The organism is Hymenobacter arcticus, from assembly GCF_054779975.1.
Genome location: NZ_BAAGXF010000007.1, coordinates 111,782 through 126,322 on the forward strand (window position 1 = coordinate 111,782; position 14,541 = coordinate 126,322).

Genomic DNA, 14,541 nt, shown 5'->3' on the forward strand with positions numbered 1-14,541 from the left:
CACCCCTTGGTTCCGTATAGCAATGCCCCGCCCACCCGGCGGGGCATTGTTGGTTTAAACCCATTACTCAACCGCGTATGAATCGTTTAATCGTCATGTTGTTAACATTGGGCCTGCTGCTGGGCGGGGCCACTGCGCCCGCGCAAGCCCAGCGCGGCTACTACGGCCGGCCCGGCCGGGTGATAGTAGTGCCCCAGCGGCCCGTGTACCGCCAGCCCTACTACGGCTCGCGCTACTACCACGCCGCCCCCTACCGCAGCTACCAGGGCCGCAGCTACTACCGGCCCCGCGCCGCGTATGGTCGGCCGGGCTATTACCGCGGGTCTGGCCGCCGGGGCCGCGGGCGCTACTAGAGCCGGAGTCACCGAGGTGTACTGCCACTTTTTCCGCCTACCAAAACCCCGCACTCTTTTTGAGAGGGTGGGGTTTTATAGTTTAGGCCAATCGTTTGGTTCAGCGGGTAGGCCTTAAATTTGCTTTATTCGCGCTGTCTTTTTCAGTCAATTTGTTTACCCAATGTTAGATTTCTTCGGCAAAACCGTCGCCAAGCTGTTTGGCTCCAAAGCAGAAAAGGACCTCAAGGACGTGGTGCCCTATGTTGCCCTCATCAATGCGGAATATGCCAAACTGACCGGCCTGACCGACGACCAGTTGCGCCAGCGCACCCAGGAAGTCCGCCAGCAGATTGATGGCAAGCTCGCCGGCCTCGACGGGCAAATTGCCGGCCTGCAAGGGCAAATTGACTCGCAGCCGCAGCTCGACGTGGCCAAGAAGGAGCAGATTTTTGACCAGATTGACGTGCTGGAAAAGCAGCGCAACAAAGACCTCGAAGCCGCCCTCACCGACGCGCTGCCCCAAGCCTTTGCCATTGTGAAGGAAACCGCCCGCCGCTACGCTCAAAACGGCCAGCTGGTAGTAACGGCCACCGAAATGGACCGCGAAATCTCGCGCACCAAGGGCAACGTCACCATCCAAGGTGACCAAGCTACCTGGAGCAACAAGTGGCTGGCGGCCGGCGCCGAAATCACTTGGGACATGGTGCACTACGACGTGCAGCTCATCGGCGGCGTGGTGCTGCACCAAGGCAAAATCGCCGAAATGGCCACGGGCGAGGGTAAAACGCTTGTGTCGACCCTGCCGGCCTTCCTCAATGCGCTGGGCGGGCGCGGCGTGCATCTGGTAACGGTGAACGACTACCTGGCCAAGCGTGACTCAGAGTGGAACGCGCCGCTGTTTGAGTTTCACGGCCTCACCGTGGACTGCATCGACAAGCACCAGCCCAACACCGATGCCCGCCGCAACGCCTATTTGGCCGACGTGACCTACGGCACCAACAACGAATTTGGCTTCGACTACCTGCGCGACAACATGGCCCGCGACCCCGCCGAGCTGGTGCAGCGCAAGCACCACTACGCCATGGTCGACGAAGTGGACTCCGTACTGATTGACGATGCGCGTACGCCGCTCATCATCTCGGGCCCCGTGCCCAAGGGCGACGTGCACGAGTTTTTGCAGCTCAAGCCGCGCATTCAGCGCCTGGTAGATGAGCAGAAGAAGCTGGTACAGGGTTACCTGGTGCAGGCCCGCAAGGCCATTGCCGAAGGCAAAACCGGTGCCGAGGAAGGTGGCAAAAACGGCGACGGCGGCCTGGCTCTGTTCCGCGCCTACCGCGGCCTGCCTAAGAGCAAGCCCCTCATCAAGTTCCTGAGTGAGTCGGGGATGCGCGTGATTTTGCAGCAGACCGAGAACCACTACTTGTCCGACAACTCGCGCCAGATGCCGGAGGCCGACAAGCCGTTGTTCTTCACCATTGACGAGAAGAATAACCAGATTGAGCTAACCGAAAAAGGCATTGACTTGATTACGGCGCAGGGCGAGGACCCGCACCTGTTCATCATGCCCGATATCGGCATTGAGATTGCCAACATTGAGAAGGCCGACGCCCTCACCGCCGAAGAAAAGCTGGCTCAGAAAGAGCAGCTGATGAGCGATTACCAGGAAAAGAGCGAGCGGGTACACACGGTGAACCAGCTGCTGAAGGCCTACACGCTGTTTGAGAAAGATGACCAGTACATCCTGAGCCAGGACGGCAAGGTGATGATTGTGGACGAGCAAACCGGCCGCGTAATGGATGGCCGCCGCTACTCCGACGGCCTGCACCAGGCCATCGAGGCCAAGGAAGGCGTGCGCATTGAGGATGCCAGCCAGACCTACGCCACGGTGACCTTGCAGAACTTCTTCCGCATGTACCACAAGCTCTCGGGCATGACCGGTACGGCCGAAACAGAAGCCGGCGAGCTGTGGGAAATCTACAAGCTCGACGTGGTAGCGATTCCGACCAACCGCGTGATTTCGCGCAAAGACGACCACGACAAAGTGTACCGCACGGTGCGCGAGAAGTACAACGCCGTAGCCGAAGAAATCCAGACCCTCGTAACGGCCGGCCGGCCGGTGCTGGTGGGTACTACTTCGGTGGAAATCAGTGAGTTGGTAAGCCGCATGTTGAAGCTGCGCGGCATCAAGCACCAGGTGCTGAACGCCAAGCAAAACCAGCGCGAAGCCGAGATTGTGGCCGCTGCCGGCTACCCCAGCACCGTAACCATCGCCACCAACATGGCCGGCCGCGGCACCGACATCAAGCTGCGCGAAACATCGCGCGAGTCGGGTGGCCTGGCCATCATCGGCACCGAGCGCCACGAAAGCCGCCGCGTCGACCGCCAGCTACGGGGCCGCGCCGGCCGCCAGGGCGACCCGGGCTCGTCGCAGTTCTTTGTATCGTTGGAGGACAACCTGATGCGCCTGTTTGGCTCGGAGCGCATTGCCAAGCTCATGGACAAGATGGGCATGGAAGAGGGCGAAGTGATTCAGCACTCGATGATTACGAGCAGCATTGAGCGCGCCCAGAAGAAGGTGGAAGAGAATAACTTCGGCACCCGCAAGCGCCTGCTGGAGTACGATGACGTGATGAATGCTCAGCGCGAGGTAGTGTACCGCCGCCGCCGCAACGCCCTGTTTGGCGAGCGCCTGGAGCTGGATATTCTCAACCTGATTTATGACGTGAGCGAGGACATCGCGGCCGGCCACAAGCTTACCAACGATTACGAAGATTTCAAGCTGTCCGTCATCAAGGACTTTGGCTACGACACGCACATCACGGCTCAGGAATTCAGCGCCCTGCCCGCCGAGCGCCTCACGCAAAAGCTTTATGATGAGGCCGCTAACTACTACGACAGCAAGAACGAGCACATTGGCCAGAACGCCCTGCCGATGATAAACGACCTGCTAAGCCAGAACACGCCCTACGAGAACATCGCCTTGCCCTTCACTGATGGGCACAAGCACACCCAGGTTATTGCCAACCTGCACAAAGCACAGGCTACCAACGGCTTGGATATCGTACGCCAGATGGAGAAAGGGGCTGTGCTCTCGACCATCGACGAAGCCTGGACCCAGCACCTGCGCCAGATGGACGACCTGAAACAGGTAGTGCAAAACGCGGTGTACGAGCAGAAAGACCCACTTTTGGTGTACAAGTTCGAAGCCTTCGAGCTGTTCAAGCGCATGCTGAGCAAGGTGAACCACAGCACCGGGGCCTTCCTCTTCAAAGCCGACGTGCCGGTGGCCGCCGAAGCCGGCTTTGCCGAGCCGAATTCTTACTATGAGGATGATATCGTGGAGCCCCTGCCCAAGCTCAAAGCCGAGAAAGCCATCTCGGACGTGAGCCTCGGCGCCGGGCAGGAGGACCTGGACCAGGCCGCCGAGTTGGGCCTCGCCCCGCCCATCCGCCAGGAGCCCGCCCGCAGCCAGAAAGTGGCTAATCGCAACGACAAAGTGAGCGTGCAGTACATGGATGGCCGCGTGGTGCGCGACGTGAAGTACAAGACGGTGGAGGAAGACCTCGCCGCTGAGCGCTGCGTACTGGTCGATTAACCTCGGCTAGCTAAGCAAACAAAAAGGCCCGCGCAAGCGGGCCTTTTTGGTATAAAACCAGTAGCTCAAGCGGTGCGGCAATGGTATTGCGGCTTGGCCTACCAATTGAAGGGAAAGACCAATAAGTTTATCTTAACCGCAGAATAGCTGAATTTATGAGCTGCATGAACAACCTCTTTCAAGTATTGCTTGCAGGATTACTATGGGTGGCGGGTAGCAACTTGGCCTGGGCGCAGGCACCGGCTTGGCAAACGCTGGTGGTTGGCAAAGGTGAATGCGGCATAAAATGCTTAGCGTCTGATGCTGCTGGTAATGTGTATATGGCTGGTTCCTTTGACGATACTATGCAGTTGGGCAGCCTGACTTTAACTACGAGCGCTCCGGGTGGTGCGTTGTTTGTGGCAAAGTGGAGCCCGGTCTTGGCCCGCTTCTTATGGGCTCAGCAGGCCAGCGCGCAAAGCCAAGTACTAATATCGCACATGGCGGTGCAGGGAGGCAACGTGTATTTGCTGGGCAGTTTGTGGGGCGATACGCTACAATTGAGCAAGACGGTACTGGTTACTGGAGGAAGTGTTATAAAAGGAAGCAACTTTATAGCAAAGCTGGTGGATGAAGGCACCAGCGCGCATTTTAGTTGGGTTAGTCAGCCAGGTAAACTAGCTGATGACCAAGCTGAGATTAGCGCACTGGCCGTGCATGGAAGTAGCATATTCGTGGCGGGTAATTTCCGGGATTCTACTACCGTTTTTGGTAGTAAGATGCTACATGCTTCGGCAGGTAGGGACTTGTTTGTGGCTAAACTGACCGACGAGAAGGACATGCCTCACTTGCAGTGGGTGCAAGAGGGAGGCCCAACTCCATATAAGTATGCAGGAGCGCTTGCCGTGCAGGGTAAGTTTATTTATGTGGCGGGTAACCTCCCGAAAACGGCTAGTAGCTTCGGGAATAAGCTGGTGGTTCGAGCCGGGCAGCGCAATGCTTACGTTGCGAAGCTGCGCGATGAAAAAGACCACGCGTCTTGGGTATGGGCTCAGCGAATAGGCAGTGCTCAAAACAACCACGTGGATGCACTAGCGGTGCAAGGTGCCTGCATATATGTAGCAGGCAACTACTTCCGCACTGGCAAGGATAAGCCGGTGACTTCAGATTCTACCCAACTGGCGGGTGAGGGCATCTACGTAACTAAGGTAGAAGACTCTGGCTCTGCCAGCCGACTGGTGTGGGCAGCGCAGGCAGGGGGCACAAGGAGCGACTTTGCCGAGGCCTTGGTGGTACGAGGCAAGAATCTATATGTGGCGGGCAGAACCAACAGCGATACCATGCGGCTAGGTTCTATTAAGTTGGTTAATACAGACACTACGCATTATTTTGATAATGCACTGGTAGCCAAACTCACGGATATGGGCGAGCGCGGAATATTTGCGTGGGTTCAGCAGGCCGGTGGTCAGAGTCAGGATGCTGCTACTAGCTTGGCTATAAGCGGTAAGCGATTATACGTAAGCGGGGTATTTTGCGGCGGCCGTATTGGCCGTACCGATGCGCTGCATACAAGCGGATTTTTAGCAGCCTTGACTGATAAGTCGCTGTCACCTACTTCCAAGATTATGTACCGAATCAAGCCTGTTTCAAAAGCTGCCCCAACTTTACCACGTAGCTCTTTGACTGCGCCATCCCAGCCCGTGCTTCGTTTTCCGCGGCCTTAGTTATCGCCTTACCTTTGCCCCATGCCCACGCCCAACCTTGCCGCTACTCTTGACCACACCCTGCTGCGCCCCGACTGCACGGAGGCGCAGATAATTCAGCTTTGCCAGGAGGCGCGCACCCACGGCTTTGCCAGCGCCTGCGTGCCGCCCGGCTACGTGCCGCTGGCCGCCCGCGAGCTGAGCGGCTCGGGCGTGGCCGTGTGCACGGTTATCGGGTTTCCGCTGGGGTATAACAACCCGCGGGTGAAGTTCAAGGAAGCCGAAATAGCCCTGGCCGAAGGTGCTACCGAGCTGGATGTGGTGCTGAATATATCGGCCTTAAAATCAGGCCAATACGATGCCGTGCGGGCCGAGCTGGAAGACCTGGCCGACCTGGCCGACGTGCACGACGCGCTGCTCAAAGTCATTATTGAAACCGCGTTGCTCACCGAGGAGGAAATGGAAACCGCCGCCCGACTCTGCGCCGAAGCCGGCGCGCACTTCGTGAAAACCAGCACCGGCTTTGCCAGCCGGGGCGCGTCGGTGGCCGATGTGGAGCTGCTGCGCCGGGTGCTGCCGGCCGGCATCCGTATCAAGGCCAGCGGTGGCATTCGCACGCGGGCGCAGGCGCTGGCCCTGCTCGCGGCCGGCGCCGACCGGCTGGGTACTTCTAACAGTCTGGCTATTTTGCAAGAAGATGCTACTACGCCTGCGTAACGCCGTGCTACTCCTGAGTTTGCCGCTGCTGGCGGCCTGCGCCGCCACGGCCCCCGCCACCACCCGCGCCCAAACGCCGGCCGATACCACGCGCCGCCCCGTGACCGCCGCCGCGCCCACCGAAGACGTGGCCAAGTACCGGCCCGTATTCGCGCTGCCCGCTGCGGGCGCCGCGGTGCCGCCTACTGCTGCTAAGCCTGCCGCCGCTACGCTACCCGCCAAAACTGCCGCGCCCGCGCCCACCAACCAGGTGAATGCCTTGGTAGAGCAGCGCCTGCGCGACCAGGCTTTCACCAACCAGAACGTCAAGTATATCAGTGGGTTCCGGGTGCGGGCTTACCTGGGGCTAGAGCGCGACCAGGTGATGAGTATTCGCCGCCAGCTTATCAGCCGCTACCCCGACGAAACGGACTACATCACCTTCAAGCAGCCCGTGTACCGCCTCTACATCGGCGACTACGCCACCAAGCTCGATGCCGCGCGCGGCCTGGCCCGGGTGCGCCAGTTTGTGCCCCGCGCCGAGCTGGAGCCCATGCAGGTGCTGCTGAACAAGACACCGTAATCCCTTAAAAAATAGATAAGAACGTCATGCTGAGCTTGCCGAAGCATCTCTACCGCGCCGTTGGGGTTACCAATCCTCACGGCATGGTAGAGATGCTTCGGCAAGCTCAGCATGACAACGATTTAGCGCCGTCCTATGCTTGATACCCTCAAAACCCGCGCCGCTGCCCTGGCCCCTGAGCTCTCCGCTTTGCGCCGCCACCTGCACGCCAACCCCGAGCTTTCCTTCAAGGAAACCCAAACGGCTGCTTTCGTGGCCGGCAAGCTGCGCGAGCTGGGCCTGGAGCCCCACACCGTGGCCGGCACCGGCGTGGTGGCCCTCATTGAGGGGCAGCCGGGCGGCCCGGTGGTGGCCCTGCGCGCCGATATGGACGCGCTACCCATTCAGGAGCTGAGCGATATTCCGTATAAGTCGCGGAATGCCGGCGTAATGCACGCCTGCGGCCACGACGTGCACACCACCTGCCTGCTCGGTGCGGCCCAGCTGCTCACCGAGCAGCGCGCCCATTTCAAGGGCACCGTGAAGCTCCTGTTTCAGCCCGGTGAGGAGCTGCTGCCGGGCGGCGCGTCGCTGATGATTGCCGACGGCGTGCTCGAAAACCCCAAGCCGGCTGAGATTCTGGGGCAGCACGTGTTTCCGCGGCTGCCGGTGGGGCAAATTGGCGTGCGGTCCGGCCGCTACATGGCCAGTACCGACGAGTTGTACCTGACCATCAGAGGGAAAGGCGGCCACGGTGCCATGCCCGAGCTCAACCTCGACCCCGTGCTGGTGGCCGCCCATCTCATCGTGGCCGCCCAGCAAATAGTGAGCCGCCGCGCCAACCCCAAGCTGCCCTCGGTGCTCAGCTTCGGCAAAGTCATTGCCAACGGGGCCACCAATGTCATCCCCGATGAAGTGTACATCGAAGGCACCTTCCGCACCCTCGATGAAGCGTGGCGCAACGAGGCGCACGGCCATCTGCGGCAGCTCTGCGAAGGCCTCGCGGCCAGCATGGGCGCGGTGTGCGAGCTGGAAATTCGCCGGGGCTACCCATGCCTCGACAACAACCCCGCCGTAACGGCCCGCGTGCGCGCCGCCGCCGAGCAGTATTTGGGGGCCGAAAACGTGATTGAGCTCGACCAGTGGCTGGCGGCCGAAGACTTCGCCTATTTCTCGCAGGCCGCGCCGGCTTGCTTCTACCGCCTGGGCACCCGCGCCGTGGATGGCCGCTTTGCCGCCTCGGTGCACACGCCCACCTTTGATATTGATGAGCAGGCCCTTAGCCTCGGGGCGGGCCTCATGGCCTGGCTCACCTTGCAGGAGTTGGCCGGGCCCGCTACGGCGTAGTGGGGAAGTACTGTAGTAATGGGTTGAGTATTTTAGAATTGCCGCAAAAGCAGCTGTCATTGCGAGCGCAACGCAGTGAAGCGCGGCAATCTTTCCTTGCCGTTCGCTTCGTTAGGTTAGTAACCCGCCCGTGAAGGAAAGATTACCGCGCTCCACTGCGTTGCGCTCGCAATGACGGACATTCTGTATGAAGTACACGACTGTTAACTACTTGATAATATGAAATTTATACTAGCTGCGACCTTGCTGCTCGCCACCACGGCCGCCAGCGCCCAAAATGCCCGCGTGGTGCAAAATCTGCGGTTGTGGCCAGAAGTGCAGGGCGAGGTAGCGCTAAAAAATGGCGATTACCTGCTGCTAACCCTGCGCGGCGAGCGTACGCTGGCCGATGCCTCCGGCTACCAGCCCCCGCGCCACTTGGGGTTCGATGCCGGGCAGGTGCGGGTGGGCTACGAGCACTTCTGGAACGCTAACTGGAGCTGGGGGGCTACGGCGCGCTTCAATGGCGGCAGCGGGCAGCTGCAAACCGGGACTATAACCGGCGAAACCCTGACGCCTGAGCTGCTGCTACGCCACCGCGCGCCCATCTTTGGGGGCATCACGTTTGGGCAGCGCCTCGGCATCGAGCGCATATTTCCGACGACCAGCTACGTCGGCAGCTCGGGGCCAAATAGCCAAACCTGGACTCGCCTGCGCGTAGACTTGGAGAAGCTGCTGCCGCTTACCAGTGAGGCCGCGGGCCTGGCCCTGCGCCCCCGCCTAAGCTACGAGGCCGGCACCCACCTGCGCTTTCAAAAGGATGCCAGCGACCCGGATGAGCGTACCATTCAGTACACCAGCCTGCGGGCGGAGGTGGGCGTGCGCCTGTCGCCGGCCATCGACCTCACGCCCTGGTTTGCGTACCAAACGGGGTATTTGGAGACGCTGCCCCAATATGACAGAAACGGGGTACAGACTTCGGGTGGCAAGCTCAATATCGTGTATCCCACGCTGGGGCTGGAAGCGCGGTTTACCATCTTGCCCAGCGGTGGCAAAGCTGACCGCCAACAGTTGCCGACCCAGCACTGATAGCTACTACGTCATTTTGGCTTGTTGCAGAAGTATTTTTAACTACATACCAGTCATGTTATCAGGTAATTGACTCTATTTCATATACTGCCAGGCTAAATTACTAAGGACGCCAGCCAAAATGACTGACTGGTACATTCGGCATAGATTTTAAGGAAAGAAGGTAGCTCCGCCGGGACTGGCGGTCGGCTGATATACTTCCCTAACTTTTCTTATCATGTCTACGCTTTTGTATAATACCCAGCCCGCTGTGCGGCCCGCCCGCGCCTTCAGTTCCTTGTTGAATGAGCTGCTGCACGATGCGCAGCCGGCTGCGCCCCAGCCTTCTGCCACCTTCGTGCCCGCCGCCGATATTTTTGAAACCACCCAGGGCTTTGCGCTGCACCTGGCGCTACCGGGCGTGGCGAAGGATGCCGTGAGTATTGAGTTTGAAAACAACCAGCTGGTAGTGAGCGGCAACCGCCCTGCCCCGGCTACTGAGGGCGACAACGTGCCCCAGCTGCGTCGCGTCGAAACCCGCTTCGGGAAGTTTCGCCGGGCTTTCCGCCTGCCCGAAACAGTGAACGTGAAAAATATCACGGCCGAAATGGCCGATGGCTTACTGCGCGTGACGCTGCCTTTTGACACCGAGAAGGTGACCAGGCAGCATATTGAAGTGCGCTAGCAACCAGTGAAAAAGGCACCCTGGCGGGTGCCTTTTTTGGTCTGGATATTGCCCTGTCACATCCAGGATGCAACTGCTGGGCAATGCCACAACTCTTTTTTGCGTTGCGTTTGCTGAAAGCTAAACTCTTTTCTATTTTCACGGGTAGTTACAGTGCACGGCCCGGTGGGCAGGTGCCCTCCTTACATTACTTTCTTTCCTTCTTTAATTCAACCCCAATGCAAGCTAAAAACATGATGCTCGGCCTGCTGACTTCCGCCGTACTGGGCGGTGGCGTGGCCGTGGGGGGTTATAAGCTACTGGAGACTGCGCCGGGCAACGGCGTGCAGACGACGGTGGCTTCTGACCCGCAGGTTCGTTATACCTCGGCCTTGCGCAGCAGCACCTATGCTGCGCCCGAAGGTCTCAACTTTGTGGCGGCCGCCGCCGCTACCACGCCCGCCGTGGTGCACGTGATGACCGAATACAAGGCGGAGCCGCAGCAGCATTCTTCGCAGATGCAGATGGACCCCTTTCTGCGCCAGTTTTTTGGTGACCAGCTAGAGGGCCAGCTGCACGGCCAGCGCCAGCCGCAGGGCGGAGGCGAAGGCTCGGGCTCGGGCGTGATTATTGCGGCCAACGGCTACATCGTGACCAATAACCACGTGATTGACAAGGCTTCCAAGGTAACGGTGGTGCTCGACGACAAGCGCAAGTTTGACGCCGAGGTGGTGGGCGCTGACCCCAGCACCGACCTGGCCGTGCTGAAGGTAAAGGCTGATAACCTGCCGTTTATCAAGTACGGCAACTCCGACGAGGTGAAGGTGGGCCAGTGGGTGCTGGCCGTGGGCAACCCCTTCAACCTGAACTCGACCGTGACGGCGGGCATCATCTCGGCCAAGGGCCGCAGCATCGGAATCCTGAGCCGCGAGCAGAACAGCATGGGCGTGGAGTCGTTTATCCAAACCGATGCCGTGGTGAACCCCGGTAACTCGGGCGGTGCGCTGGTGAACACCAGCGGCGACCTCATTGGCATCAACTCGGCCATCTCGTCGCACACCGGCTCGTTTGAAGGCTACGCCTTTGCCGTGCCCAGCTCCATTGTGAGCAAGGTGGTAGATGACCTGCTGAAATACAAGGTGGTGCAGCGCGCCCTGCTGGGCGTGCGCATTCAGGAAGTTGATGCCCGCCTGGCTTCGGAGAAGAAGCTGAACACCCTGAACGGCGTGTACGTGCAGGGCCTGGGCGAGAAAAGCTCGGCGGCCGCGGCAGGCCTGAAAATCGGTGACATCATCACCGACATCAACGGTGTGGCCGTGAACACGTCTTCGCAATTGCAGGAGCAGGTGTCGCGCTTCCGCCCCGGCGATAAAATCAAGGTGGGCTACCTGCGCGGCAGCGACAAGCAAGTGGCCACGGCTACGCTCTTCAACGCCTCCAACACCACGGCTGTGGTGCGGGAACTGGCAGTGGCTGACGCCATTACTTACGAGGGTGCCAAGGTGGCCCCGGTGTCGGCGAAGCTTCAGAACCTGCTCGGTATTCAGGGCGGGGCCCAGATTTCGGGTATCAAGAGCAGCAACTTCAAGGAAACCGGCATGGCGGATGGCTTCATCATCACGCGCATCGACAAGAATACCATCAGCAAACCCACCGATGTGCAGGCCCTGCTCGACGAAGCCAAGGATAATTCGGGGGCCCTCATCGAAGGCGTGTACCCCGACGGCCGCAAGGCGTTTTACCCCATCGGCCGCGAATAAGCAACCGCTTTGAAAAATGCAAAAGCCCTCCTCAATTATCGGGGAGGGCTTTCTGTTTTTAAAGCGGTTTTTTGTTGCTTCTAAGTACCTTATTATCAATAAGTTGTAAATAAGGCGTGATTGAGCTAACCAATTGCTAAGCGCCGGCCGCGCGTAGGGTAGGCGTACCTTCAAGGAAATCACCATCTTACTTGCTGCGGCTATGCCTATTTTGCCCCCCGATGTTCTCTCGCTTACCCACGAGGAGCAAGCTGGTCTGCTCGTTTGCCGCTGGCGGCCTGACGCGCCCAGCGAAGAGCTTTCGCTTGTGTTTGATGCACTGCTACAAGCTGCTTTAGGGGCAGATAAATGCCGGTTTTGGCTGTTCGACATGCGGGAGCGGGCCTGGCACCCGCCTGTTCTTGACAAGTGGTTTGAGAGACTGCTCTCGCAGCAGGTAGTGCAGGTATTAGGAAAGCCTGTGTTTCTGGCCTGCGTGGCCACCGAGCAAAACAAGGCCGACATTGAGGGAATAGCCATGCAGGTGCGCCTGCGGGCGCAGGCCCAGCACGAGTTCTACCCCTATTTCTTCGCGGATGAGGCCGCCGCGCGCGAATGGCTGCGCTACTACCAGGGTTTGGAAGGCCGCTAAGCGGAGACCATTCCTGCGTGGTAGCCGCCAGGTTTGGTTACTCCAGGCTCCTGAACGTAGTTTTACTGCCCTTCTCCTGCCCTTGTGCGTATGCCTGCACCCCTTACTTATTCGCCCGATAGCTTCAGCATCGAGTACCGGGCCGAGCAGCACCTGCTCGTTGGCCGCTGGCTACGCCCCGTGCTGCTGGAGGAACTACAGAGCCACTACGAGGCCATGCTTGCCGCCGCCCTGGCCCACGAGAACTGCCGCCATTGGCTGCTCGATGTGCGCCGCCGCCCCTACCGCGACGCGGCCGCCGCGCAGTGGTTTGGCGACAAGTTTGGGCCTCGCCTGCCGCAGGCACTGGGCCAGCCCGTGGTCATTGCCTACTTCGCCATGGTGAGCCAGGAGGTGGCCCGCGAAGATGCCACGCTGTGGTCTAACATGGTGCAGGGTTCGCTGCAAGGCAGCCGCTACTGCTACTTCAACCAGGAAAGCATGGCCCTGGCCTGGCTGGGCCAGCAGCCGTAGCGGGCGTGGCCGGGGCTGCTACCTTTGGGCTACGTACCCACCCCACTCCTCCCATGAAGCAGGCCCTCGAAGAAGCCACGACCCCCGACGTAACCGTGCCGCACCCCCACGCCGACCCCCACGGCATGCGCGACGTGCTGCGCCTGCTCGGCATTCAGCCCGAGAACCCCGCCTACTGCACCGGCCGCACCTGGGGCGGCGCGGGCAACGCGCAGAAAGTAATTGTGTCGCCGGCCGATGGCCAGCGCATTGCGGCCGTAGCCGTGGCCAGCGTGGCTGATTATGAAGTAGTTGTGAAAGCCGCGCAGGCGGCTTTCCCGGTGTGGCGGCTCATGCCCGCCCCCCAGCGCGGCGAGATTGTGCGCCAAATCGGCAACGAATTGCGCCACCACAAGGAGGCGCTGGGCAAGCTGGTGAGCTACGAGATGGGCAAGATATTGCAGGAAGGCCTGGGCGAAGTGCAGGAAATGATTGACATCTGCGACTTTGCCGTGGGTCTCAGCCGGCAGCTGCATGGCTTCACCATGCACTCGGAGCGGCCCGCGCACCGCATGTACGACCAGTACCACCCGCTGGGCGTGGTGGGCATCATCTCGGCCTTCAACTTCCCGGTGGCCGTGTGGGCCTGGAACGCCATGCTGGCCGCCGTGTGCGGCGACGTGAGTATCTGGAAGCCCTCGGAGAAAACCCCGCTGGCCGCCGTGGCCGTGCAGCACATTATCGGTAAAGTGCTGGCTGATAATAATATCCCCGAAGGTGTGTTCAGCCTCGTGCTGGGCGGGCCCGACGTGGGCGCGGCCCTGGCCCACGACGAGCGCGTGCCGCTAGTGTCGGCCACGGGCAGCACCCGTATGGGCCGCGCCGTGGGCGCGGCCGTGGGTCAGCGCCTGGGCCGCGCCCTGCTGGAACTAGGCGGCAACAACGCCATCATCCTCACCCCGCAGGCCGACCTCGACATGGCCATGCGCGCCATCGTGTTTGGGGCGGTGGGCACGGCGGGGCAGCGCTGCACTACCACGCGCCGCCTCATTATTCATGCGTCTATCTATGAGGAAGTTACCCAGCGCCTGCTGGCCGCTTATGCCAAGCTGCCGGTGGGCCACCCGCTGCAAGCCGGCACGCTGGTGGGCCCCCTCATCGACGCCGATGCCGTGACGCTTTTTACCAATGCCCTGGCAAAAGTGCAGGCCGAAGGCGCCACCCTGCTCACCGGTGGCCAGGTGCTGAGCAGCGCCGAGCTGCACGGCGGCCACTACGTGCTGCCCGCCCTGGTAGCGGCCGAAAACCACTACCCCACGGTGCAGGCCGAAACGTTTGCGCCCATCCTCTATCTCATTAAATACCAAGGTGATGTGCAGGAAGCCATTGCCCTGCAAAACGGCGTGCGTCAGGGCCTTTCCTCAGCCATCTTCACCCTCAACCTGCGCGAGGCGGAGGCTTTCCTCGCCGCGCCGGGTTCCGACTGCGGCATTGCCAACGTGAACATCGGCACGAGCGGGGCCGAAATCGGCGGCGCGTTCGGCGGCGAAAAGGAAACCGGCGGCGGCCGCGAGTCGGGCTCCGACGCCTGGAAGGTGTACATGCGCCGCCAAACCAATACCGTTAACTACGGCACTGAACTGCCGCTGGCTCAGGGGATTAAGTTTGATATATAATTCGCTGCTACGCAAGTAAATGGAAGCGACCCGCCGGCCCCGCCGACGGGTCGC

General features: G+C 60.5%; 12 protein-coding genes. All 12 read left to right on the plus strand.

The window, feature by feature from the left end:
- The first annotated feature begins 77 nt into the window (after nucleotides 1–77).
- The 12 genes from ACYVGC_RS13570 (at nucleotide 78) to amaB (ending at nucleotide 14,487) form a co-directional block, all read left to right on the plus strand.
- On the plus strand, nucleotides 78–353 hold the full coding sequence (locus ACYVGC_RS13570; protein WP_460584373.1) for a hypothetical protein: 276 nt from the start codon (nucleotides 78–80) through the stop codon (nucleotides 351–353).
- A gap of 163 nt (nucleotides 354–516) precedes the next feature.
- Nucleotides 517–3,930 carry a preprotein translocase subunit SecA gene (gene secA / locus ACYVGC_RS13575; protein ID WP_460584374.1) on the plus strand — a complete coding sequence of 1,138 codons (3,414 nt, stop codon included), beginning with the start codon at nucleotides 517–519 and terminating at the stop codon, nucleotides 3,928–3,930.
- A gap of 164 nt (nucleotides 3,931–4,094) precedes the next feature.
- Entirely contained in the window at nucleotides 4,095–5,633 is a 1,539-nt protein-coding gene (locus ACYVGC_RS13580) for a hypothetical protein (protein ID WP_460584375.1), read from the plus strand.
- A 21-nt stretch (nucleotides 5,634–5,654) separates the two neighbouring features.
- Nucleotides 5,655–6,329 (plus strand): 2-deoxyribose-5-phosphate aldolase, encoded by a 675-nt coding sequence (gene deoC / locus ACYVGC_RS13585; RefSeq protein ID WP_460584376.1) that lies wholly within the window; start codon nucleotides 5,655–5,657, stop codon nucleotides 6,327–6,329.
- Nucleotides 6,310–6,891 (plus strand): hypothetical protein, encoded by a 582-nt coding sequence (locus ACYVGC_RS13590; protein ID WP_460584377.1) that lies wholly within the window; start codon nucleotides 6,310–6,312, stop codon nucleotides 6,889–6,891. Before deoC ends, ACYVGC_RS13590 begins: the two co-directional genes overlap by 20 nt.
- A 135-nt stretch (nucleotides 6,892–7,026) precedes the next feature.
- Nucleotides 7,027–8,217 (plus strand): M20 metallopeptidase family protein, encoded by a 1,191-nt coding sequence (locus ACYVGC_RS13595; protein WP_460584378.1) that lies wholly within the window; start codon nucleotides 7,027–7,029, stop codon nucleotides 8,215–8,217.
- Between the two features lie 219 nt (nucleotides 8,218–8,436).
- Nucleotides 8,437–9,285, plus strand: coding sequence for a hypothetical protein (locus ACYVGC_RS13600; RefSeq protein WP_460584379.1), 849 nt, complete (start codon nucleotides 8,437–8,439; stop codon nucleotides 9,283–9,285).
- Nucleotides 9,286–9,502: 217 nt separating this feature from the next.
- Nucleotides 9,503–9,949, plus strand: coding sequence for an Hsp20/alpha crystallin family protein (locus ACYVGC_RS13605; protein WP_460584380.1), 447 nt, complete (start codon nucleotides 9,503–9,505; stop codon nucleotides 9,947–9,949).
- Between the two features lie 218 nt (nucleotides 9,950–10,167).
- Nucleotides 10,168–11,688 (plus strand): trypsin-like peptidase domain-containing protein, encoded by a 1,521-nt coding sequence (locus tag ACYVGC_RS13610; protein WP_460584381.1) that lies wholly within the window; start codon nucleotides 10,168–10,170, stop codon nucleotides 11,686–11,688.
- 202 nt (nucleotides 11,689–11,890) lie between these two features.
- Nucleotides 11,891–12,319 (plus strand): hypothetical protein, encoded by a 429-nt coding sequence (locus ACYVGC_RS13615; RefSeq protein ID WP_460584382.1) that lies wholly within the window; start codon nucleotides 11,891–11,893, stop codon nucleotides 12,317–12,319.
- A gap of 90 nt (nucleotides 12,320–12,409) precedes the next feature.
- Complete coding sequence (locus tag ACYVGC_RS13620) at nucleotides 12,410–12,832, plus strand: hypothetical protein (RefSeq protein WP_460584383.1); 423 nt, start codon at nucleotides 12,410–12,412, stop codon at nucleotides 12,830–12,832.
- A 53-nt stretch (nucleotides 12,833–12,885) separates the two neighbouring features.
- Entirely contained in the window at nucleotides 12,886–14,487 is a 1,602-nt protein-coding gene (amaB, locus tag ACYVGC_RS13625) for an L-piperidine-6-carboxylate dehydrogenase (protein ID WP_460584384.1), read from the plus strand.
- The last annotated feature ends 54 nt before the right edge of the window (nucleotides 14,488–14,541 follow it).

Bases quoted from the DNA above. Each gene is read 5' to 3' on its own strand.
- amaB (WP_460584384.1), top strand. From the start codon at position 12,886: ATGAAGCAGGCCCTCGAAGAAGCCACGACCCCCGACGTAACCGTGCCG.
- ACYVGC_RS13570 (WP_460584373.1), top strand. From the start codon at position 78: ATGAATCGTTTAATCGTCATGTTGTTAACATTGGGCCTGCTGCTGGGC.
- ACYVGC_RS13610 (WP_460584381.1), top strand. From the start codon at position 10,168: ATGCAAGCTAAAAACATGATGCTCGGCCTGCTGACTTCCGCCGTACTG.
- secA (WP_460584374.1), top strand. From the start codon at position 517: ATGTTAGATTTCTTCGGCAAAACCGTCGCCAAGCTGTTTGGCTCCAAA.
- ACYVGC_RS13600 (WP_460584379.1), top strand. From the start codon at position 8,437: ATGAAATTTATACTAGCTGCGACCTTGCTGCTCGCCACCACGGCCGCC.
- ACYVGC_RS13595 (WP_460584378.1), top strand. From the start codon at position 7,027: ATGCTTGATACCCTCAAAACCCGCGCCGCTGCCCTGGCCCCTGAGCTC.
- ACYVGC_RS13580 (WP_460584375.1), top strand. From the start codon at position 4,095: ATGAACAACCTCTTTCAAGTATTGCTTGCAGGATTACTATGGGTGGCG.
- ACYVGC_RS13615 (WP_460584382.1), top strand. From the start codon at position 11,891: ATGCCTATTTTGCCCCCCGATGTTCTCTCGCTTACCCACGAGGAGCAA.
- ACYVGC_RS13620 (WP_460584383.1), top strand. From the start codon at position 12,410: ATGCCTGCACCCCTTACTTATTCGCCCGATAGCTTCAGCATCGAGTAC.
- deoC (WP_460584376.1), top strand. From the start codon at position 5,655: ATGCCCACGCCCAACCTTGCCGCTACTCTTGACCACACCCTGCTGCGC.
- ACYVGC_RS13605 (WP_460584380.1), top strand. From the start codon at position 9,503: ATGTCTACGCTTTTGTATAATACCCAGCCCGCTGTGCGGCCCGCCCGC.
- ACYVGC_RS13590 (WP_460584377.1), top strand. From the start codon at position 6,310: ATGCTACTACGCCTGCGTAACGCCGTGCTACTCCTGAGTTTGCCGCTG.